Genomic DNA, 20,128 nt, shown 5'->3' with positions numbered 1-20,128 from the left:
GGACACGATGACGGCCATCACCCAGGACCGCTACGGCACACCGGACACGCTGACGCTGCGTGAGGTCGCGCGGCCCGAACCCAGGAAGGGCCACGTCCTGATACGGGTCCGGGCCGCCGGCATCCACCGGGGAGACCGGATCCTGCTCGCGGGACGGCCGTACGCGGTCCGCATCGTCGGACCCCGTGCCCCGAGGCACCGCATCGCGGGGACCGAGGGCGCCGGTGAGGTGCTTTCCGTCGGCAGCGCCGTCACCGAGTTCGCACCCGGTGACGAGGTGCTCGGTTGGGGCACCGGCCTCTATGCCGAATTCGCCTCGATCCCGGCGAAGAACCTCGTACCGAAGCCGGCGGCGCTCACGTTCGCGCAGGCCGCCGCCATGCCGGTCTCCGGCATGACCGCCCTCCAGGCCCTCGACGGCCGGACCCGCCCCCGCCCCGGACAGCGGGTCCTCGTCATCGGCGCCGCCGGCGGGGTCGGCACCTTCGCCGTCCAGATAGCCAGGGCGTACGGCGCCGAGGTGACCGGCGTCGGCAGCTCCACCAAGGTCGACCTGATCCGGTCGCTCGGCGCCGAGCACGTCGTCGACTACACCCGCGAGGACGTGACCCGGAGCCCCCACCGCTTCGACGTCATCATCGACCTGATCGGTGACCGCCCGGTGAACCGGCTCCGTCAGCTCCTCGCCCCGACCGGAACGCTCGTCCTGGTCGGCGTGGAGAAGGGTGGCCGGCTGCTGGGTGGGTTCGAACGCAACCTCATCACGATGCTGACCGCGCCCTTCATGCGGCAGCGTCCGGTGCGACCACTCTCGTCGATCGGCCGCAAGAGTGACCTGCTGGCGCTCACCCAGCTCGTCGACGCGGGCCGCCTCACGCCGGTCGTCGACCGCACCTTTCCACTCGGACGGACCGCCGAGGCGTTCCGCTACCTCGCCGACGAACACGCGCGCGGCAAGGTGGTCATCACCCTGTGAGGCGTCGCCCGGTGCCCGCCTTCGCGCGTGGTGCTGGTCGGCGGGGTGGTTCCATAGACCCGGGGGTGGAAAGCAGTCAAGGGCGTGTGCTGGCCGGCCTGTTGGACGCGGCGGAGGACGCCTCACCGGTCGAGGCGGTCGAGGCGGTCACCCGTGAGGTCGGTGCCGCGCTCGGCGCGTCGGACGTCTCGTTCCTGATCGTCGATCTCAGTGGTCGGGCATTGGTGCGGTTGGCGCACGTGCCGTTCGACGATGCGGGTGGCACCCGCCGCCACGGTGACGAGGTCGCCACCGTGCAGCCGTTCGATCAGGGTCCCGCAGAGCAGGCGTTGCGGACCCAGACGGTGCAGGTGACCAAGCAGGCCCACGGCTGGACGGTGTTGGCGCCGGTCACCGACCGTGGTGAGGCGATCGGTCTGCTGGAGATGACGCTACCCACCGAGCCGACCGCGCAGGCGCTGGGGGAGATCGCCCGCACGGCGCACGCGTTGGCCTTCGTGGTGATCGCCAACCGGAGACACACCGACCTGTTCGAGTGGGGTCAACGCACCACCCCGTTCACGCTGTCCGCGGAGATCCAACGTCGCCTGCTGCCGGGGTCGTTCACCTGTGAGGCGAGCGCGTTCACGCTCTCCGGGTGGCTGGAGCCGGCTGCCAGCATCGGCGGCGACACCTTCGACTACAGCCTGGGCCGCGACGTCCTGCACTTCAGCGTCACCGACGCGATGGGTCACGGCGTGTCCAGCGCGCTGACTGCCACCCTGGGAGTCGGGAGCCTGCGCAACACCCGCCGCCTCCCCGCCGGCCTGGTCGAGCAGGCCGACGTCGCGAACGCCGCGGTGGCCGAACACGCCGTGGTGCGCGGCAGCTACGTCACCGCGGTCCTGGGTCGCCTCGACCTCCGCACCGGGGTCTGCGCGCTGCTCAACGCCGGGCACGTGCCGCCGCTACTGGTGCGCGGCGGGAAGACGCAGCCGGTACGGCTGCCGGGGAACCTCCCGCTGGGCATGTTCGCCGATGCCGAGTACCAGCACGAGGAGGTCACGCTGCAGCCCGGCGATCGCCTGGTCGTGGTCACCGACGGCATGTTGGAACGCAACGCCGCCGGCCTGGACCTTCCGGCGGTGTTGCCGACGCTGCGTGACCTGCACCCGCGCGAGGCCGCCCGGGCGTTGGCCGACGCCGTGCTCGAGGTGGCCGGACCCACCCTGGCCGACGACGCGACGCTGTTGATCCTCGACTGGTACGGAGGGCACGAGCGCGGTCGGCTCGCCAACGCCGGCGCCGATGCGGAACGCGCCAGCGCGGCGCTGCCCGACTGACCGACTCCTGCCGGTCACACCGCCGAAGGGCGATATGTCGCTTCGGCTGCCGGGACGTCGTCGTAGATGTCGATCACCCGATCCACCGAGGTGATGTTCAGCACGCGGCGCACCGCGGGCCGCACGCCGGCCAGGCTGAGCCGTCCGCCGGCCTCGCGCGACGACTTGAACATCACCACCAACGCACCCAGTGCGCTGGAGTCCATGAACGCCACCCCGGCCAGGTCCACCACCACCTGTCGGTCACCGGCGTCGACGAGCTTCTGCAGGGTGCCCCGCAACCGCGGGGAGGTGGCCATGTCGAGGTCACCCTGCACCTCCACCACCGTGCACCCCCGGCCGGGACGGGCCGACACCTGCAGATCCACAACAGCCTCCTCACGCGTGCCGCACACCAGCCTATGCGCGCGGCGGCGAAACCACCGCGAACGGGCACACCGCACGGCGGCACTGTGGCCGTTTCAGCGGATCAGGCCCGGGTACGGTGGATCACAGTCGGTACGGCACCGGGAAACCGACGCGGCCACGGAACGGCCGAGAGGGAGCTGCGGGAATGCGCGTGACCATGACACTGTCACTGCCACGACAGCCCTCTTCGGTGACCCGCGCCCGCCACGTCCTGACCACTCTGCTCAGCCTCACCGACGTCGGTGAGGAGGCACGGGATCACCTCGCGGTGATGATGTCCGAGGCCTGCGCGAACGCGGTGCTGCACGCCGACAGTGGCAGCACCGTCGACGTGACGATCCTCATCGACGGTCACGACTGCCTGATCGAGGTCGGCAATCGCGGCGACACCCCCGACGACACGCAGCTCGCCGCCGAGTTGCCGGATCCGCTGACTGTCGGTGGTCGTGGACTGCCTCTGATCGGCGCCCTCGCCGATACCGCCGCCTTCCTCGACGCGGACCCCGGTCACGTGCTGCTCCGCCTCACCAAATACCTGAGCACGGTGGCGGCGCCGTCCACCTCCTGAGGATCCGGGCTCGTCGGCTGAATCCCCTGCCGATCGCCCGGGCGGTCGGGTCGGCTCGCAGCATCGCGCACACGCGCAGGGTGCCGACCAGGATCACCGGGGCCCCGTCCGAGTGCGCGTGCGGCCGTACTCGGCCAGTGCGTGGAACGCGGCCTTCGGCGTCCACGAGCCGTCCGGCAACACCCGCACGATCCCTCGCGCGGCCAGGTCGTAGTCGTGCGCCGGGTCACCGGTGGTCGGTAGGTGCCGGTTCGCGAAGGTGTACACGAACGCCGCCTCCACCCCGCCGGCTTCGTAGTCGTGCAGCAGATCCAGCACGTAGCGAGCCTGGCCCTCCTCGTCACGCTCCAACTCCGCGGTCAGTTTCGCCGCACGGCCGTGCTCGTCGTACGTCACGGGTTCCGTTCCTCCCGCGACATCGGCCGCGCCGCGATACGTGCAGCAGCCGAACTCGGTCACGGCGTACGGCTTGCCCTGGCCCACCGCCGCCGCCAGGGTCTGCGGGAACGCTGCGGCATTGGTCGCGTCGCGGTAACCGGCGTCGCTGGCGATGATGTCGAACGAGGCCCAGTCGACGTCCTCGAACGGGATCGAGGCGTAGCCGAGGGCACCGCCGAACCGGTCCCGCACCGCGGGCACCGCCTCGGCGAGGAAGTCGCGCACGGCGGCGCGCGCGGCAGGAATCGCTTCCCGCATCCTCATCGGTTCGGTCAACAGCGCCATGCGTTCGGCAAGGTCACGGCCGGGTAGAAAGCCGTTGGTGACCAACGAGATCTCGGAGCCGGCAAGGTACACCACCGAGGCGCCGCTGCGCCTCAGCCGCTCGGCCCGCTCGGCGCCGTCGAGCACGAACGCCATGAGCTCCTTGCGGTCGAGACCGTTGGTGAACGGGCAGTACCAGACCTCGAGTCCCGCCTCGGCGGCGATGTGCGCGGTCAGGTCCAGCCGCTCCTGGACACCGCCGGTGATGCGAACCGCGTCGCAGTGCAGTTCCTGACGGATGACGCGGAGGTCGCGCCGCACGGTCTCGGGGGCGAACGGTTCGTGGGTGGTGGATCCGGCACTGACGAAGCCGGTGTCGTAGTTCATGCCGAAGACGCGCATCGGGGACCCCTTCTCATCTAAGGTACGCCGAGTACCCTATAAGGTACTTCCAGTACCCTGCAAGACATGGGCACCAGGCGCCGGGGCGCGGAGCTGGAACAGGCCATCCTTCACGCGGCGGCGGAGGAACTGCGCGAGTCCGGCTACGCAGGGCTGACCATGGACCGCGTCGCCGCCCGGGCCGGGACCAACAAGAACGCCATCTACCGCCGGTGGCCACATCGGGCAGCACTGGGGATCGCGGCATACCGCTACCTCTCCGACGCCGTGATGCCGAACCCCGACACCGGCAGCCTGCGGGGCGACGCACTCGACATGCTGCGGCGGGCGAACGAGACGTGGTCCTCGCCGCACGGAACGGTCCTCCGCGCCCTGCTGGCGGCGGCGGCGGACGACCCGGCGCTGCTCGACCTCATGCGCGAACGCTCGGGCGCGGACACCATGGACCGCGTCTGGCTGAGCATGCTCGAACGTGCCGTGGCACGCGGCGAGGCACCGCCGAGGGCCGCCCATCCGCGCGTCGCGACAACGCCCATGATGCTGCTACGAGCCGAGTACGCGATGCGCGGCGTCCCCTCGGTCCCCGACGAGGTGCTCCTCGACATCGTCGACGAGGTCTTCCTGCCCCTCGTACGTGGCCGCGCCTGAACACCGACGGACCGAGCAGCATCGTCCATGCGCCGGGATTCGGTATCGGCACCCGGGGCATGGCGCCGGCTCGCGCGGCGGGTCCACCTGTCGGGGGACGCGGACGGTGGGACTCACCCGTCTGGCGTACGCGGCGGGTCAGGTCGTGGGCCGACGACCCGAGCCCGTTCTCCGCGCAGCATGTAACGCATCGATCATCGACGGACGCCCTCGGCCGGACATCCGGCCCTGGGCGCGTGGGAGGAGAACCCGATGCGCAAACGATCACTGCGGCAGAGACTGGCCACGACGACCCTGGTGGTCACCCTGGTGGCCAGTGGCCTGGGAACGACGGCCGGGGCCGCCCAGGCCGCTCCCGTCACCGCCGTCACCGCGGCGGTGAGTGCCGCGCCGGTGACGCAGGCCGCGGCGGGCGCCTGGCTGCTCCAGGGTGTCTTCCCCGACCCGATCACCTGCCACATCGCCGGAATCGCCTCCGGGCGGGAGTACGTCTGCGTCTGGTACGTCCTCGCCTGGGCCCTCAACGTCTGGCAGGAGTAGCAAACCCGGCGTCGTCGCTCCCCTCGCACACCGTCGAGGAACACCGCACGGATGACAGCGTCGCCCGGTCCGCGATGACGGACCGGGCGACACCTGTCGGTCCGGCAGTGAACTCGCCGACGGCGACGGCGCAGAGGCCGGGGGCGGCCTGGGCGATCGCGGCGGTCCACCTGGCGCCTCATGGGGCTGGTCCCCGGCGGACCGGGACTGCTGATCGGCGCCGCTCGCGACCGCCGTCATGCCGGCTCGGGTACGCCTCCCGGCTCACCGTCGTCGGGCGACGGCTCGACCGGCGCCTCCGGTAGCTCGCCGGGCGTGTCGGGAAGAAGCTCACCGACGTCGTCCGGCACGGGCTCACGAGGGTCGAGGGGCGGATAGACGTCCGGATCGAGGTCAGGATTTGTCATCGGGCAATTATCCGCCACGACCGGCTCCGCCGCCTCTCACACGGCAGGCCAGGGGGCGGCCGACCCCGGGCCGACCGCCCCACCCGGTCAGGCGGCGCCCACCCGGTCGAGGCCCAGCCGCCGGGCGTACCTGCCGTAGGCCACCGGGCCCAGGCGGGAGAGCACGAACCAGACCGGGCCCGGGATCACCGCTTTGAGGCTCTCGGTGTGCTCGGGCCTGGCGTCGTGCAGCAGCATGCCGAAGATCATCGGCAGCTGGCTCTTCCGCGCCGAGGCCAGCCCGTGTTTCCCGGCTTCGGCCCACTCCTCGTCGGTCAGGTGTTTGTCGATCAACGTCAGCACGTGGGCCTCCTCGGCGTCCAGGTGTGCCGACATCGGCGCGATCAACGCGTCGAGGGCTGCGGCCAGCGCTTCCCGGTCAGCCTCAGTCGCGGTACGGCGCCACACGGTCGCCCGCTCCTCCACGTCGGCCAGTGCCGCGTGCAGGCTCTCGTGCTGACTCTCCATGGTCTGGACCAGCGGCGCGATCTCGTCCGGACCGCGTTGCAGCAACTTCGGCCAGACATGCGTGTCCTCACCGGTGTGATGCGTGTGCAACGCGCCGGTGATCAGCAGCACGTGGTCGGCGACGCGGGCGGTGGTCGGGGCGTCATCCGCAGCCACTGTCCGGACCAGTGCCGCGGCGGTCGGGAACTCGCGCCTGAAGAGGCTGTGCACGACGTACATGTCACGGCTGTCGGCCATGGTCCTTCTTTCCGCTCGATTCGAGGAAGGGCGGCTTCCACCTGTGTGGACCGACCTTCCGCTGAAACCCGTACGTGACAGGACATCTCGTCCGGCCGCGTACGGGCCCGAGGTACCCACCGACGACGCTCACCACGCCGGCCGAGCTCGTCGGTTCGGTCGCCGCGCCGACGACGGTGACCGGTTGTTCGTCGCGCACCAGGCTGAACGGAGGCGCTGACTACGGCGAACAGGGAAAGCAGCGGCCGGGGTGTGCTCCGGCTCGCCTATCGCACCTTGAGCACGGTGTGTCGCGCGGCGTCGGTCACCGCCCGCTCGACCGCCGCCACCGCGTCGGGTTTGGCGTAGAGCCGGTCGCCGAGGACGAGCACGTCCAGTCTCGACGAGTCGAAGGTGCGGAACGCCTCCGCGCCCGCCCGGGCGGTGGGCTGACCCTTCACGTTCAGCGACGTGTTCATCAGCACCGGTGTCCCGGTCAGCCGCTCGAACTCGTCCAGGATCCGCCAGAACCGTGGGTTGTCCGTCTGATGGACGGCCTGCACCCGAGCGGTGCCGTCGTCGTGCACGACCGCCGCGATCCGCTGCGCCATCGGTGGTCGTACCGGCACGGCCACCGTCATGTGCCGCATGTTCGTCCCCGGCGGTATGACGAACCAGTCGTCGGCTCGCTCCGCCTTGACCGCCGGGGCGAGCGGGCGGAACTCCTCGCGGAACTTCACCGCGGCGTTGACCCGCTCCCGCGCGCCACGGTCCCTCGGGTCGGCCAGGATGCTGCGGTTGCCCAGTGCTCTCGGGCCGAACTCCAGCCGGCCCTGGGCCCAGCCGACGATCCGGCCCTCCGTCAGCAGCCGTGCGACCGCCGCCTCGGCGACGCCCTCACCCACCGGCACGGACCAGTACGGTTGGTCGGCCGGAGGTCCGTCCTCGGTGACGTCCGGGCCGAGGTAGGTCATCGACGGGTAGTGGGCGCCGGAGACGGCCGGACCGGCCAGGGCGAGTGCGGCGCCGACCGCCGTTCCCTCGTCGCCGGCGGCCGGTTGCACGTACACGGAGTCGACCAGGCCGGAGGCGGCCAGTTTGCCGATCGCGACGCAGTTCAGCGCGACGCCGCCGGCGAACGCCACCCGCCGCAGCCCGGTCCGCCGTACCCAGTACGACAGCAGGTGGGTCAGGGCCTGTTCCACGCGTTCCTGGGCGGCGCTGGCGAGGTCGATGTGCTCCCGGGTGAGTTCCTCGCCGGCGCGTCGTTGCGGGCAGGCCCGCTCGGTGAGCCAGTCCCGCGAGGTCGCGAAGGTCTCCCGGGCCCACGGCTCCCGGTTGAGTCGCAGCAGCGGCACGTCCAGCCGTCCGTCCGGTTGGCAGTGCACCGCGTCGGCCAGCACGTCGCGGTACCGCGCCGGGTCGCCCATCGCGGCGAGTGCCATCACCTTGTACTCGTCGCTGTTGGGCCAGTAGCCCAGGTGCATGGTGAGGATCGCGTAGAGGAGGCCGAGGCTGGCGCGGTAGTCCAGTGCGGCCAGGCGGGTCAGCTGTCCGTGCCGCCATGCGTAGACGCTGATGGCGTACAACTCCCCCATGCCGTCGACGACCACGACCAGTGCGTCGTCGTAGCCGGAGGGGACGGCGGCGGTGAGGGCGTGCGCGTGGTGGTGGGACACCGGTGTCACCCGGTGCCGGGCCAGGGCGGGCATGAACCGGTGCAGCAGCTCGGTCTGTCGGGCCGGGTCGAGGATCTCGCGGTAGCGGCGTCGCGCGTACTCCTCGCCCTCGGCGAAGACCCGCATGTGGGAGTGGTCGAAGTTGTGGGCCACCGCGTCGACGTCGGTGGCGTCCAGACCGGCGATCGTCAGGCAGCTCGCCATCGCGTCGGCCGGGAACGCGTGGTCGAACTTGATCCCGGAGTACCGCTCCTGCTGCACCGCGGCGACCAGTTCGCCGTCGACGACGAGGGCGGCGGCGGAGTCCAGTCCCTGGAACAGGCGCGCCTCCCGCTCGTCGAGGCCCGGGAAGCAGGACTGTTTGAGTTCCGCCGATCCGTGCAGCCCGCTGTAGCCGAGCACGACCGCCCGCCGCTGACCCGTCATCTCTTCTCCTCAGGGGTGCAGTTCATGGTCAGCCGTCGGCGCGGTTGCGCCAGCGGAAGGTGCGTACCGCCACCACGAGTCCGATCAGGCACCAGGCGCCGAGCACCAGCGCGATCCGCCCGTGTTCCCAGTCGCCGGCCACCTCGTGCGCGGCGAAGGAGTCGGGCAGGAAGACCGATCTCATCCCTTGTGTCATCCACTTGAGCGGGAAGATCGTGCCGATGCTCTGCATCCAGGTCGGGAGGGAGGCGAAGACGAAGAACACCCCGGAGACGAACTGGAGTACGGTCGCCAGGGGCGACACGATCGCCGGAGCGGTCCGGCCGTTCTTCACGATTCCGGCCACGCCGATGCCGAGCAGGGTGCAGGCGATCGTGCCGAGTGCGGCCACCCAGAGGAAGGTGAGCCAGGGGCCGACGGTGGTGGGCAGGGTCAGGTCGTAGAAGATCACGCCGATCCCGATCAGCAGCACGCTCTGCACCAGCGCGGTGAACGCCACTATCACGATCTTGCCGGCGAAGTAGGCGGACTTCGGCATGGGTGTGCCGGCCAGTCGTTTCAGGCCGCCGATGTCCCGTTCCAGGGGGATGACGATGGCGAGGTTCTGGAAGCTGCATCCGAACAGTCCGGCGGCGATCATGCCGGCGACGAAGTACTGCTCGTAGACGACCCCGGCGGCGATCGGTTGGCCGTGCAGCGCCGAGCCGAAGATGACCAGCAGGGTGAGCGGGAAGGCGAAGGTGAAGACCATCGCCGAGCGTTCGCGGACGAGGGAGAGGAACTCGACGCGGGTGCGGGCGGCCACCACCCGGAGCAGTCTCGGCATGCGGGGGGCCGGTGCACGGTGTCCGCCGGTCGGCGCGGTCATGGCCGGGTGTTCGGGTGTCGGGCGGGCGCCCTCGCTGACGGTGGTCATGCCGGTCCTCCGGTCACCGGTTGGCGGGTGTCCGCGCGCGTCGGCGACTGCCCGATCATCTCCAGGTACACGTCCTCGAGGCTGGGGCGCTGGACGACCAGATCGGGGACGGCGCCGCCGAAGCGCTGGGCGAGTTCGCGCACGACCGCGGTCGGATCACCGGTACGCAGGCTCTGTGTTCCGTCGGGTCCGGTCCACCGCACCGTGGCGGTGGCACTGGCCCGTCCGCCGAGGGTCTGTGGCGTGGCGATCGCGACGATGCGTCCTGCGGCCACCACCGCGACCCGGTCCGCGAGGCGTTCGGCTTCCTCCAGGTAGTGGGTGGTGAGCAGGATCGTGGTGCCGTCATGGGCGAGCTGGGTCAGCAGTGACCAGAAGCGGACCCGGGCCTCCGGGTCGAACCCGGTGGTGGGTTCGTCCAGGAAGAGCAGCTCGGGTCGGCCGACGATGCCGAGGGCCACGTCGAGCCGGCGACGTTGACCGCCGGAGAGCGCGGAGGCGCGTACCCGCGCTTGGCGGGAGAGCCCGACCAGCTCGATCACCTCGTCCGGGGGGCGGGGCGTCGGGTAGTAGGCGGCGACCGATCGGACCCAGTCGCGTACCGAGAGGACGCTGGAGTAGGTGAGGTCGTCGGCGCGTTGCAGGACGACGCCGATCCGGGCCTTCCACTCCGGTCTGCCGTCGGCGGGGTCGGCGCCGAGTACCCGGACCTCACCGCCGTCGCGGCGGCGGTGCCCGGCCAGGATCTCCACGGTGGTGGTCTTGCCGGCGCCGTTCGGTCCGAGCAGGGCGAAGACCTCGCCTCGACGGACGGTGAAGTCGATCCCGTCGACCGCCGGTCGTCCGTGGTAGGACTTGCGCAGCCCGGACAGCACGATCGCGTCCCCGTCGTGGGAGGTGGTCACTGTGGCGTACCTTCCCGCCCGTCTCCGGTGTGCCGCACCGGCATGCGTCGCCACTGCGACAGGTCGGCCGGATCGTGCGGTGCGCGGGCGCAGACGACGTACCGTCGCGGGGCCATCGCGGTGTCCCGGCCGGGTAGCCGTTCGAGGCAGGCCCGGTGGGCTCGGCCCGGCGTGGTCGCGTCGCCGTTGGCCAGGTACGCCACCAGTTCCGGACGGCCGTGGTCGTCGGGTACGGCGAAGACCCGGGCGCCGGCGGTGGGCAGCGCGTCGTCGAGCAGGTGCTGGGTCTGGGAGAGTTGGATCCAGTTGGAGTCGACGAAGCGCCAGTCGGCATCCCGGGTCAGTGGTGCCACTGCGGTCACCTCGCCGAGCCGGTCCAGGTCGACGTCACCCGCCGCCGCTTCGACGAGCAGCCGTTCGACGGCCGTCAGCAGCAGTGCGCTCTCGGCGTCGGTGATGCGGTGGCGGTCGGCGGTCAGCACGCCGAGGATCATCTGCCCCTCTTTGTCCAGCAGGCGGAAGGCGAGCAGCGCGCGGATCTCCCCCCACGACCGTGGCACCACGGTCGACTCGGTCAGTGCCCGGCGCGCCTCGGTTGGGTCCGTCGCCGTCGCGTCGGTCGCGGCCGGTGTCGGGGGTCCGGACCCCATGGCGGCGCTGGAGTCGTTGAAGGTGCAGCGGCGGGCGACGTGGATGCCGCGCTCGTCGGTGATCCGGGCCAGCCGGTCCATCTCCTGGGGTTGGCCCGCCGGATACCGGTTGGCGCGCAGGACGGCGGTGCCGGCCCGGTGGATGAGTTCGTCGAAGCCGGCGCAGGTGACCTCCACCGACACCAGGCTGTCGGTGGCCAGCGGGCCGATGTAGTCGTGCAGCCGGCGCTCGTAGCGGTTGCTGCACAGGGTCGGCATCGCGATCTGGCGGTGGCCGGTGCGGTGGCTCAGGACCGCGCAGACGGCGGCCAGCACCGCCATCGACGTGCTGGCGCCGGTGCGGGCGGCGATGTGCGGCAGGGCCAGGGCGGCGGCGCGTGACCAGAGCCAGGAGGATGAGGATCCGCCCGGCCCGTCGGGTGCCGGTGGCACCGCGTAGAGGTTCTGCGGGATGGTGGTGAAGATCCGTTCCCAGTAGCGGAGCGCCTCCTCGGCCCGGCGTCGTCCCCGCTCGGAGCGCTCGGCTGCGGCCTGGTCGAGGGGTTGGTGCCCGTGCGGGCCGACCTGTCGGCGGGTGGGATCGGCGGCGAGTTCGGTGAACTGTCGGGCCAGCATCACCATGCTGGGCAGGTCGACCACGACATGCGAGTAGACCACGGCCGCGGCGGTGGGTACGCCGTCCACGGCGGTCACCGCGACCCGGATCGGCAGCTCCTGGGACAGGTCGAACTCCTCGCTGCGCAGGATGCGGATCAGTTCGTTCACGAGCACCTGCGTGTCGGCTTCCTCGTCGGCGGTGAACACGTCGACGGCCAGTTCGCCGGAGCGCAGCACCTGCTGGGTCCGCCCGTCGGCGGGGAAGAGGGTGCGCAGTGCCTCGTGCCGGGCCATCAGCACCTCGACGGCGGCCGTGACGTCGACCATCGAGGCACCGGGTGGCAGTTCCAGGGGGCCGGCGGCGAACCGCCCGTACGGCTTCTCCTTGGCGATCCAGCTGAGCATGTTCGCCTGTCCGAGGGTGATCGGTCCTTCGCCGTCCCGCTCACCGGTGAACCGGACGCGCAGCTGGTCCACGTGCGTCAGCTTCACCGCAGGCGGCGCGTCCTCGGGTGGGGGCACCAGGTCGATAGGTCGGATTCCCATCGTTTCTCTCCTTTGGACCGGCCGCCACCCCATTCCCGGCCCGGTCGACGAAATGGCAGGTCACCGCCATAAGCCAATATCCGGATGGCACCTAACGGCCAACGCTAGATCCGCCCGGACCCTGGAGTCACTTCGGGAAATCCCCACCTTCGGCATTGACGTTTATCAGATCATTACAGGGGTTTCCCCAATTCACCGAAGCATCTGGATCTGCCTATCGTCTGCCGTGTGGCCGGGCGGCCGGCGCTGCCGACCGGCGGGCCGGACCCTCCAGCGAGTCGCCTCGGTCCAGGCATCCGCGCCGACATCGCGCGCCAACGGTGCACCGCCTCGTCGACGCCGCCCGGGCGGGCCGCCCCGCGAATCCGGAGGAACGAGTGGCCGACACCTTCTCCCGTACGCACCGGCCGGACCTGGTCCGGTCGGGTCCCGTCACGACACGTGCCGTCGGGGCACCTGGGGTGCCCCCGACCCCGCAGGCGACGGTCCTGCGGGGCGACACCGTCGATCGGGCGCGGGACGAGGGCCGGCGTGGCGCGATCGCACCGCCGTCCGACCTCGTGCGGGCGGCCACCGTCCTGCACCGGGTCGAGGCGTTCACGCCCGCCCGGTCGTGGACGGTCGAGGAGATCGGGGCGGCCTGCGGGCTCAACCGCTACCAGACGAAGGTGCTACGTCGGATCCGAGGCATGGCGGAGGTCCGGGCGGACCCCGACGGTGACCTGTTCGACCTGCTCGTACCGGCAGCCGGCGCGGCGCTGCGCGGGCTGCCCGATCCCACCGTCGTCCGTTACCTGCTCTACGCGCACACCCTGCCCGATCCCGCTCCGTCGCACGTCCTCGCCGCCGACGAGCTCCGGAAACGGCTCGGCCTGTCCGGAACCGACGCGTTCGCGGTGACCCAGCAGTTCTGTGCCAGTGGACTCGCCGCCGTCGACATCGCCGGTGAGCTGCTGCGTGCCGACGGCGATCCGATGGCCAAGGCCCTCGTGGTCACCGGCGAGAAGGCGTTCAACAGTGTGCTGCGGTACGTCCTGCACGTATCGATCACCGGCGAGGCGTCGACGGCCCTGCTGGTCGGCCTGGACACGCCGGACGGGTACCGCTCCGGTGGGCTCGCCGCCGGTCCCGGCCGGTCACCCGACGGTGCGGGCAGCCGGGTGCTCTCCTACGCGGCCCGCACCGAGGGCGAGTTCGCCGACGGGTTCCGGATGTCCGCCGAGCAGCTCCGTCGTTTCGGCGACACCTACAACACCCACCTCTGGACCGCGATGTCGGACGCGCTCGCGCAGGCCGGAAAGGAGCTGTCGGACATCGCCATGGTGATCCCGCACAACGTCAACGCCTCGCTCTGGCTGCGACTCTGCGCCCAGGTGGGCCTGGACCGGCGGCGGGTGTTCCTGGACAACATCCCCCGCTACGGCCACTGCAACTGCTCCGACCCCTTCCTGAACCTGGTCTCGATGCGCGAGCGCGGCCTGCTCCGCGAGGGCGAGTCGTACCTGCTCACCTCGGTCGGGATCGGCTCCAGCTACGCCGCCATGGTCATCGAGTACTGAGAGGACGACGTGGACACGGGCTACCTTCGCTCGCTGAAACAGCGCCTGCTCGGCGATCCCGCCGGCCGGCTGGTCCTGATCTGCAACTTCGAGGCCGAGCACCGCTGGGCCCGCCAGCACGTCGGGCTGCCGAACCCGGGATTCGCCACCGGCACGAACGTGGTACGGCGGATGGAGGAACTGGGTGTCCTGCTCGCCGGCGCCGACGACGTGCTCGTCTGCAAGTACCCGCTGGATCCGCAGTATCGCGCCTACCTGGACCGGACCGGTCTGCCGGTGCCCGAGATCGTCGTGCCGGAGAACGTCTCCGCCGACCGTTCCACCACTGAGGACGTTCTCGACTCGCCGGTACTGCTGGCCCGGCTCGCGGCGCTCGGTGCCGCCGGCGCGCGGCTGCTTCCGATGGCCACCACGGACCTGGAACAGAAGCTGGCCGAGAGCTGCGGTGTGCCGCTGGCGGTGCCGGACGCGGCGACCTTCGAACGGGTCAACGGCAAGATCTACGGGCGCCGGCTGACCGCCGCCGCCGGGCTGCGCGTCGTGCCGGGCGACGAGTGCGAGACCTGCGACGAGTTGGCCACGGTCCTGGAGCGGTACCGTCCCGCCCTCGCGGCGGGCCGGCGGATCGTCGTGAAGGACTCCTACGGGGTGTCCGGCAAGGGACTGCTGGTCCTGGACTCGCCCCGCAAGGCGGACCGGATCCTGCGGATGGTGCGCCGGCGGGCCGAACGCAGCGGAGACGACCGGCTGCACGTCGTGGTCGAGGAATGGTTGCCGAAACGGTACGACCTCAACTACCAGGTGACCGTGGCCCGGGACGGCGGGATCCGGCTCGACTTCGTCAAGCAGGCGCTCACCGACGGTGGCGTCCACCAGGGACACATCATGCCCGCCGCGCTGACCGACGCCCAGCATGCCGAGATCGACCGCGCCGCCCGGCTGGTCGGTGCCCGGCTCCGCGACGACGGTTACACCGGAGTGGTCGGGGTGGACGCCATCGTCGACCTCGACGGCGTGGTGTACCCGGTGCTGGAGATCAACGCCCGGCTCAACATGTCGACCTACCAGGGCAGCCTGGCCGAGCTGTGCCAGGCACCCGGGCAGGTCGCGCTGGCCCGGCAGTACCCGCTGACGCTCACCGCGCCGGTGTCGTTCGCCGACATCGACCGAACGCTCGCCACGCTGGTCGACCCGGCCGGTCCCGACCGGGTCGTCGTCACCTGCTTCGGCACCGTCAACGCCGACGCCGACCGGCCGCCACCGTTCCACGGCCGGTTGTACGCCCTGCTCGTCACCACGGACGCCGATCGTCTGAGGGCCCTGGACGATGCCCTGCGCGGGGCGCTCGCCACCCGACTCACCGCCACCCGCCCCAGCCAGGAGGTCTCCCCGTGAGCAGCGGAGCAGAACCGGCCGACGCCACCGGCGAGATCGTCACCGATCCCGCCCTGATCGCCGAGTTGGCGCAGCGGTACGGCACACCGCTCTACGTCTACGACGGCGATCACCTGCGGCGCCGCTTCGAGCGGCTGCGTGCCGACCTGGATCCGCGCATCGACATCTTCTACTCCATGAAGGCCAACCCCAACATCAGCCTGTGTGCCCTGTTGCGGTCGCTCGGCGCGGGGCTGGAGGTCTCCTCCCTGGCCGAGTTGACCACCGCCCGGCGGGCCGGGGTCGGCGCGGACGACCTCATCTTCCTCGGACCGGGCAAGTCCGACGACGAGCTGCGGGCCTGCTGCGCCGAGGGCGGGACACACGCGGTGGTCGTGGAGTCCCTCGCCGAACTGGCCGCGTTGGATGCCCTGCCGGAGGCCGCCGGGACGCGGGTGATCCTGCGGGTCAACCCGGAGTTCGAAACGCACGGCTCGCGGCTGGCGATGGGCGGCAAGCCCCGCCAGTTCGGCATCGACGAGGAGATCCTGCGGGGTGCGAAGGCCGCCGTGACCGCGCTGAACCGGGTACGCATCATCGGGGTACACGCCTATCTGGGAACCCGGATCCTGGACGTGGAGACCGTCGTGCACAACACCCGGGGCGTCCTGCGCGTGGCCGAGTCCCTCGCCGGGGAACTCGGCGTACCGCTGGAGACGGTGGACATCGGCGGCGGCTGGGGCGTTCCGTACTTCGACAACGAGAGCGACCTCGACGCGACCGCCGCCGCCGAGGGGGTGAACCGGGCGGTGGACGAGTTCCTGGCGCGGTACCCGGACACCCGGATCATCACCGAACTCGGGCGTTACCTGGTCGGCTGGTCCGGGACGTACGTGCTGCGGGCCCGCTACGTCAAGCAGTCCCGTGGTGAGTGGTTCGTGGTCGCCGACGGCGGCACCAACCACCACATGGCGGCGGTCGGCATCGGCAGCTTCGTCAAACGGAACTTCCCCGTGCGGTCGTTGACCCGGCCGGACACCTCGGCGAGCGAGGTGTACACCGTCACCGGGCCGCTCTGCACCCCCAACGACGTGATCGCCAAGCGGGTCCGGCTGCCCGAGGTACGCCCCGGTGACCTGCTCGGGGTCAGCCGCTCCGGCGCGTACGGTCCCAGCGCCTCACCGGTGCTCTTCCTCAGTCACGGGCACCCGGCCGAGGTGCTCGTGGTGGACGGGGTCGGTCACCTGGTGCGTAGCCGCGACACCGTCGACGATCTGCTGCGATCGCAGCGTCTGGTGTCCTTCCCCGCCTCCTGATCCGCCCGTTGCCGCCATCCCCGGTCGGCCTACCCGAAAGGACCCGTCATGGACCGCAGCAAGGTCGTCTCGCAGATCGAGCAGTCTCTCAGTGACGTGCTGCAACGCCCGATCTCCGGGCTGCCCGAGGAGACGAGGCTCTTCGAGGACCTGCACGTCGACTCGACCTCCGTGCTCGAACTGCTGATGGCGTTGGAGGACGGGGTCGGCATCGACGTCGACCCGGAGCGGCTGGAGATCGCCGACTTCAAGACCATCGGCACGGTGGCCGACTACGTGGTCGCGAACCTGGACGATCACGCCTGAGTGGGAGTGAGCATGCCGCTGTCCCTCACCTCGGCCACCGCGTTGGTGCGCCGCGACCGGCTGCCGCCGGCCACCGACGACGACCGTGATGCCATCCAGCGGGACATCCTGCGCCCGTTCGGGGTACGGCCGGATCCGGGGCGGTTGGCGCAGGCGGCCAACGTCGGGTTCACCGAGTTGGCCGAGGACCTGCTGCGGGAGCTGCCGATCGACAGCCCCGACCTGTTGATCTTCGCCTACGGCATCCCGGATCCGTCGTCGCTCAAGCACGTGACCCCGTACGTGAACCACCTGCTCGGCGATCGCAGCCACAGCTTCGCCATCTCCGAGCAGGGGTTACGTGCCCCGTACACGGCGTTGAAGGTGGCGGACGCGTACGCCCGGTCGGGGCGGTGCGCCAGCCTCGCGCTCTTCGTCTGCGAGCAGAACAGCCTGCCGTACCACGATCCCTTCGTGACGGACCACGAGCTGACCAACTCCGGTGCCCTGCTCGTCTTCGGCGGTGGTGGCGGATGGGAGTTCGTGGGTACCGCGCCGGTGTCGAGCACGTCCGGGCTGGGACGCCTGATCGGGGCGATGACCACCGGGTCGGGCGTGGACTCGACGCTGGTGGTGGCGGGCCCGTGGGTCGACGCGGGCACACTGGCCGCCCTCGGGCTGCCGGTCCACCGGGTCGACGCCGGCAGTTACTGCACCGGCGTCTGGCGGGAGTTGGCCCGGTCGCATCGCGCCTGGGCCGACGAGTACCGCACGCTCGTGCTCTGCGACACCGACCCGCGTACCGGGCGTAGCCAGGCCGGTCTGCTGCGCCGACGAGCGAGCACCGCGCCGGAGTACGCGACCGCCGCACCCGTTTCCGCATCGACCCGAGAGCAGGCACCATGACACCGCCCCGGGCACCCGCCGATGTCGGGTCCATGGTGCCGGACACCACGCTGCCCCCTGCCCCCGCACGGTGGTACGCCGACGCGCTGGACGAGTTGCACCACCGGCTCTCCCCGACGGGCCCGGTGCCCTCCCCCACCGGGCACGTGGTGGCCTCCCCGGCGGCGCTACCCGCCGCTGCGCCCGGTGCACTGGCCCGGTTCGGTGTCGTGGTGTCCCGCGCCGCTTCCGGTGCTGCCACACCGTCGGCGCACCCCACGGTCCCCGACCCCGTCGGCGACGGTCGGTCGACAACGATCGTCCCGGTGCCGCAGGCGGTCGCCGAGGCGTTCGCCACCGGCCTACTCCACCTGCACCGACGGCTGCTGCACGAGGTGCTCCGGCACACCCTGCGTCATCTGGGTGCCCGCACCTCCGCCGGCACCACCCTGCTGGCCAGACAACTCGTGCAGGCCCAACTCGCCGAGGTGGCGATCCGGCTCGCCGAGGTGGACGCGACGCCGCAGGCGCGTCGGGACCAGAACGTGGCGGCCCGGTGGCGTACCCACCGCCGTCTGGTCGGCGTCGGTCGTGACCTGCTTCGGCTGCTCGGCGCCAGTGGCTTCCTGGTCGACGGGCCGGCCGGGGACCTGCATCTGGCCGAGGTCGCCGGCAACGTCTACCTGCACCCGGGAAGGAGACAGGGCGATGGCTGAGGTGAACCGCGGCGGCCCGCTGGTCGGATCGGATCTGCTCGACGACCGGATGCGGGCGCTCGACCGCCACTGCTGGTCGGTGTCGGGCGAGTTCCGCAAGCTCGGCGAACTGCTCGACCAGGATCCGGACGCCATCGACGACCACCTCGATCTGCCCGGTGTCCTGCTCTACCGGTTCTTCTCCATTCCCCGCCGGTACTGGCCCGCACTGGACGTGCCGCCGCAGGTCGCGGCGGTGTGCGGTACGTCGCTGGCGCAGGCCGTCGTCTGGGAACGGTTCTCCTACGCCGACCCGAACGTGCTGCTCGCCGGTCCCGGACCGGCGCTGTCCAGCGACGCCATCCACGCGCTCGCCGACGAGGAACAGACCGACCGCTGGTTCCGTCGGTTCGCCGCACGGCCGGACCACACCTTCTTCGCGGTCACCGAGCCGGCCAAGGGTTCGGCCGCCACGGAGTTGACGACGACGCTGCGGCCGGCGACGGACGGCGACGGCTGGGTGCTCAACGGGGAGAAGACCTACGTGGGCAACGGCGCACGGGGCCAGGTGGGGCTGGTGTTCTGCCGGCGCGCGCCCGGTCCGTGGGGCATCGAGGCGGTGCTGGTGGATGCCTCGTCCCCCGGTTTCAGCGCCGAGCTTCTGCCGTCGGTCGGCCTGCGTGGTGCACGGATCAGTCGGATGCGTTTCGAGGACGTCCGGATTCCCGCCCGCAACCTGCTGGGTCAGCATCGGCGGCCCACCCAGCGTGGCCTGCACGGGGCCCGACAGGTGTTCTACCGCGCCCGTCCCGGGATCGCCGCGATGGCGGTGGGCTGCGCCCAGGCGGTCTGCGACCACGTACGCGGGCAGGGGGTACGCGACGGTGGGGCCGGTGGGGACCGGTTGGCGGCCGTCGAGGACCGGATCGCGGCGATCCGTCGACTCATCCAACGGATCGCCGCCGACATCGACGGTGGCCTGATCGATCCCCATCGCATCGCCGCGGCGAAGGCCGGGGCCGCCCGGGTCGCCGAGGACGCCACGGTGCTCGCCGCCGAACTGCTGGGGCCGGCGTCGTTGCTCGACGATCCCTGGCTGGAGAAGGTCTATCGGGATGTGCGTGCCTTCGAGTTCATGGAGGGCGCCGGCAACGTACACCTGTTGTCGGTCTTCCAGGGACTGCTGAAGGGCAGCGGCGCCGGTGCCGTCGAGCCGGAGGGTGTGCGCTGATGCGCCTCGGCATAGACCTGTTGCCGCTCGGTGCGCTGGATCGTCTCTGCGAGCGGGCCTGGTTCACCCGGTACGCCTTCGCCGCCGCCGAGATCGAGTACGCCACGACGTTGGCTCCCCGACGGCGGCGCGAGTTCCTCGCGGGTCGGTTCGCGGCCAAGGAAGCGGTGTTCAAGGTGCTCGGGACGGGCCTGTTCGAAGGAGTGGCACCGTCCGAGATCGTGGTGGCCCGAGCGCCCGGTGGCGCACCCCAGGTCACCCTGGCCGGGGCCGCCGCCCGGATGGCGGCGCAGGCGGGTGTCTCCGGCCTGACCGTCTCGATCACGCACTCCGACGACATGGTGGCGGCGGTGGCCGCCGGTTGGTGA

The 20,128-nt window shown here is 71.2% G+C and carries 21 protein-coding genes; 13 read left to right on the top strand and 8 right to left on the bottom strand.

Annotated elements, in window-relative coordinates:
- Window positions 1-7: 7 nt before the first annotated feature.
- Together ABZ738_RS22555 and ABZ738_RS22550 are read left to right on the top strand one after the other, a co-directional pair.
- Window positions 8-976: an NAD(P)-dependent alcohol dehydrogenase gene (locus ABZ738_RS22555; RefSeq protein ID WP_131051165.1), complete on the top strand. Its 969-nt coding sequence runs from the start codon at window positions 8-10 to the stop codon at window positions 974-976.
- Window positions 977-1,041: 65 nt separating this feature from the next.
- The gene (locus ABZ738_RS22550; protein WP_357216020.1) at window positions 1,042-2,298 is read left to right on the top strand and encodes a PP2C family protein-serine/threonine phosphatase; all 1,257 of its coding nucleotides are present in this window, start codon (window positions 1,042-1,044) and stop codon (window positions 2,296-2,298) included.
- Window positions 2,299-2,312: 14 nt separating this feature from the next.
- On the opposite strand, the gene ABZ738_RS22545 is transcribed toward ABZ738_RS22550, so the two are convergent.
- Window positions 2,313-2,666, bottom strand: a complete 354-nt coding sequence (locus tag ABZ738_RS22545; RefSeq protein ID WP_131051163.1) for an STAS domain-containing protein — start codon at window positions 2,664-2,666, stop codon at window positions 2,313-2,315.
- A gap of 197 nt (window positions 2,667-2,863) precedes the next feature.
- Between ABZ738_RS22545 and ABZ738_RS22540 the strand changes: the two genes are divergently transcribed.
- Window positions 2,864-3,274 carry an ATP-binding protein gene (locus ABZ738_RS22540; protein ID WP_254877049.1) on the top strand — a complete coding sequence of 137 codons (411 nt, stop codon included), beginning with the start codon at window positions 2,864-2,866 and terminating at the stop codon, window positions 3,272-3,274.
- 93 nt (window positions 3,275-3,367) lie between these two features.
- Here the strand turns inward: ABZ738_RS22540 and ABZ738_RS22535 are convergent, their stop codons facing one another.
- Complete coding sequence (locus ABZ738_RS22535) at window positions 3,368-4,378, bottom strand: hypothetical protein (RefSeq protein ID WP_131051161.1); 1,011 nt, start codon at window positions 4,376-4,378, stop codon at window positions 3,368-3,370.
- A 66-nt stretch (window positions 4,379-4,444) separates the two neighbouring features.
- On the opposite strand from ABZ738_RS22535, the gene ABZ738_RS22530 reads away from it, so the two are divergent.
- Together ABZ738_RS22530 and ABZ738_RS22525 are read left to right on the top strand one after the other, a co-directional pair.
- Complete coding sequence (locus ABZ738_RS22530; RefSeq protein WP_131051160.1) at window positions 4,445-5,026, top strand: TetR/AcrR family transcriptional regulator; 582 nt, start codon at window positions 4,445-4,447, stop codon at window positions 5,024-5,026.
- Between the two features lie 252 nt (window positions 5,027-5,278).
- Window positions 5,279-5,566 carry a hypothetical protein gene (locus ABZ738_RS22525; protein ID WP_131051159.1) on the top strand — a complete coding sequence of 96 codons (288 nt, stop codon included), beginning with the start codon at window positions 5,279-5,281 and terminating at the stop codon, window positions 5,564-5,566.
- A gap of 236 nt (window positions 5,567-5,802) precedes the next feature.
- Here ABZ738_RS22525 and ABZ738_RS22520 read toward each other — a convergent pair whose 3' ends face one another.
- From ABZ738_RS22520 to ABZ738_RS22495, 6 genes are all read right to left on the bottom strand, one after another.
- The gene (locus tag ABZ738_RS22520; RefSeq protein WP_162854322.1) at window positions 5,803-5,973 is read right to left on the bottom strand and encodes a hypothetical protein; all 171 of its coding nucleotides are present in this window, start codon (window positions 5,971-5,973) and stop codon (window positions 5,803-5,805) included.
- 87 nt (window positions 5,974-6,060) lie between these two features.
- Window positions 6,061-6,717, bottom strand: coding sequence for a hemerythrin domain-containing protein (locus tag ABZ738_RS22515; RefSeq protein WP_357216014.1), 657 nt, complete (start codon window positions 6,715-6,717; stop codon window positions 6,061-6,063).
- Between the two features lie 266 nt (window positions 6,718-6,983).
- Entirely contained in the window at window positions 6,984-8,801 is a 1,818-nt protein-coding gene (locus ABZ738_RS22510) for a carbamoyltransferase C-terminal domain-containing protein (RefSeq protein ID WP_357216011.1), read from the bottom strand.
- 28 nt (window positions 8,802-8,829) lie between these two features.
- Window positions 8,830-9,717: an ABC transporter permease gene (locus tag ABZ738_RS22505; protein WP_254876800.1), complete on the bottom strand. Its 888-nt coding sequence runs from the start codon at window positions 9,715-9,717 to the stop codon at window positions 8,830-8,832.
- Window positions 9,714-10,622, bottom strand: coding sequence for an ABC transporter ATP-binding protein (locus tag ABZ738_RS22500; protein ID WP_201272264.1), 909 nt, complete (start codon window positions 10,620-10,622; stop codon window positions 9,714-9,716). Before ABZ738_RS22500 ends, ABZ738_RS22505 begins: the two co-directional genes overlap by 4 nt.
- Window positions 10,619-12,415, bottom strand: coding sequence for a condensation domain-containing protein (locus ABZ738_RS22495; RefSeq protein WP_357216007.1), 1,797 nt, complete (start codon window positions 12,413-12,415; stop codon window positions 10,619-10,621). The genes ABZ738_RS22500 and ABZ738_RS22495 overlap by 4 nt, the downstream gene beginning before the upstream one ends.
- 377 nt (window positions 12,416-12,792) lie before the next feature.
- On the opposite strand from ABZ738_RS22495, the gene ABZ738_RS22490 reads away from it, so the two are divergent.
- From ABZ738_RS22490 to ABZ738_RS22455, 8 genes are read left to right on the top strand one after another with little or no spacing between them, the layout of a single operon-like run.
- A complete protein-coding gene (locus tag ABZ738_RS22490; RefSeq protein ID WP_357216004.1) occupies window positions 12,793-13,974 on the top strand; it encodes a 3-oxoacyl-[acyl-carrier-protein] synthase III C-terminal domain-containing protein in 1,182 nt (393 codons plus the stop codon).
- 9 nt (window positions 13,975-13,983) lie between these two features.
- A complete protein-coding gene (locus tag ABZ738_RS22485) occupies window positions 13,984-15,369 on the top strand; it encodes an ATP-grasp domain-containing protein (protein ID WP_357216001.1) in 1,386 nt (461 codons plus the stop codon).
- Window positions 15,366-16,664, top strand: coding sequence for an alanine racemase (locus tag ABZ738_RS22480; RefSeq protein ID WP_236145544.1), 1,299 nt, complete (start codon window positions 15,366-15,368; stop codon window positions 16,662-16,664). The genes ABZ738_RS22485 and ABZ738_RS22480 overlap by 4 nt, the downstream gene beginning before the upstream one ends.
- A gap of 48 nt (window positions 16,665-16,712) precedes the next feature.
- Window positions 16,713-16,970, top strand: coding sequence for a phosphopantetheine-binding protein (locus ABZ738_RS22475; RefSeq protein WP_131051154.1), 258 nt, complete (start codon window positions 16,713-16,715; stop codon window positions 16,968-16,970).
- Window positions 16,971-16,982: 12 nt separating this feature from the next.
- Window positions 16,983-17,855 (top strand): hypothetical protein, encoded by an 873-nt coding sequence (locus tag ABZ738_RS22470; protein WP_357215997.1) that lies wholly within the window; start codon window positions 16,983-16,985, stop codon window positions 17,853-17,855.
- Window positions 17,852-18,550 (top strand): acyl-CoA dehydrogenase family protein, encoded by a 699-nt coding sequence (locus ABZ738_RS22465; protein WP_161594877.1) that lies wholly within the window; start codon window positions 17,852-17,854, stop codon window positions 18,548-18,550. The genes ABZ738_RS22470 and ABZ738_RS22465 overlap by 4 nt, the downstream gene beginning before the upstream one ends.
- Window positions 18,543-19,760, top strand: a complete 1,218-nt coding sequence (locus ABZ738_RS22460) for an acyl-CoA dehydrogenase family protein (RefSeq protein ID WP_357215993.1) — start codon at window positions 18,543-18,545, stop codon at window positions 19,758-19,760. The genes ABZ738_RS22465 and ABZ738_RS22460 overlap by 8 nt, the downstream gene beginning before the upstream one ends.
- On the top strand, window positions 19,760-20,128 hold the full coding sequence (locus ABZ738_RS22455; RefSeq protein WP_131051151.1) for a 4'-phosphopantetheinyl transferase superfamily protein: 369 nt from the start codon (window positions 19,760-19,762) through the stop codon (window positions 20,126-20,128). The genes ABZ738_RS22460 and ABZ738_RS22455 overlap by 1 nt, the downstream gene beginning before the upstream one ends.

Source organism: Micromonospora sp. NPDC047793, assembly GCF_040642635.1.
Lineage (GTDB): Bacteria > Actinomycetota > Actinomycetes > Mycobacteriales > Micromonosporaceae > Micromonospora.
The sequence above is the reverse complement of the archived record's forward strand: the minus strand, read 5'-3'. Positions and strand labels throughout refer to the sequence as shown.

Bases quoted from the DNA above. Each gene is read 5' to 3' on its own strand.
- ABZ738_RS22505 (WP_254876800.1), bottom strand. From the start codon at position 9,717: ATGACCACCGTCAGCGAGGGCGCCCGCCCGACACCCGAACACCCGGCC.
- ABZ738_RS22555 (WP_131051165.1), top strand. From the start codon at position 8: ATGACGGCCATCACCCAGGACCGCTACGGCACACCGGACACGCTGACG.
- ABZ738_RS22535 (WP_131051161.1), bottom strand. From the start codon at position 4,378: ATGCGCGTCTTCGGCATGAACTACGACACCGGCTTCGTCAGTGCCGGA.
- ABZ738_RS22495 (WP_357216007.1), bottom strand. From the start codon at position 12,415: ATGGGAATCCGACCTATCGACCTGGTGCCCCCACCCGAGGACGCGCCG.
- ABZ738_RS22510 (WP_357216011.1), bottom strand. From the start codon at position 8,801: ATGACGGGTCAGCGGCGGGCGGTCGTGCTCGGCTACAGCGGGCTGCAC.
- ABZ738_RS22530 (WP_131051160.1), top strand. From the start codon at position 4,445: ATGGGCACCAGGCGCCGGGGCGCGGAGCTGGAACAGGCCATCCTTCAC.
- ABZ738_RS22525 (WP_131051159.1), top strand. From the start codon at position 5,279: ATGCGCAAACGATCACTGCGGCAGAGACTGGCCACGACGACCCTGGTG.
- ABZ738_RS22475 (WP_131051154.1), top strand. From the start codon at position 16,713: ATGGACCGCAGCAAGGTCGTCTCGCAGATCGAGCAGTCTCTCAGTGAC.
- ABZ738_RS22540 (WP_254877049.1), top strand. From the start codon at position 2,864: ATGACACTGTCACTGCCACGACAGCCCTCTTCGGTGACCCGCGCCCGC.
- ABZ738_RS22520 (WP_162854322.1), bottom strand. From the start codon at position 5,973: ATGACAAATCCTGACCTCGATCCGGACGTCTATCCGCCCCTCGACCCT.
- ABZ738_RS22460 (WP_357215993.1), top strand. From the start codon at position 18,543: ATGGCTGAGGTGAACCGCGGCGGCCCGCTGGTCGGATCGGATCTGCTC.
- ABZ738_RS22515 (WP_357216014.1), bottom strand. From the start codon at position 6,717: ATGGCCGACAGCCGTGACATGTACGTCGTGCACAGCCTCTTCAGGCGC.
- ABZ738_RS22470 (WP_357215997.1), top strand. From the start codon at position 16,983: ATGCCGCTGTCCCTCACCTCGGCCACCGCGTTGGTGCGCCGCGACCGG.
- ABZ738_RS22465 (WP_161594877.1), top strand. From the start codon at position 17,852: ATGACACCGCCCCGGGCACCCGCCGATGTCGGGTCCATGGTGCCGGAC.
- ABZ738_RS22455 (WP_131051151.1), top strand. From the start codon at position 19,760: ATGCGCCTCGGCATAGACCTGTTGCCGCTCGGTGCGCTGGATCGTCTC.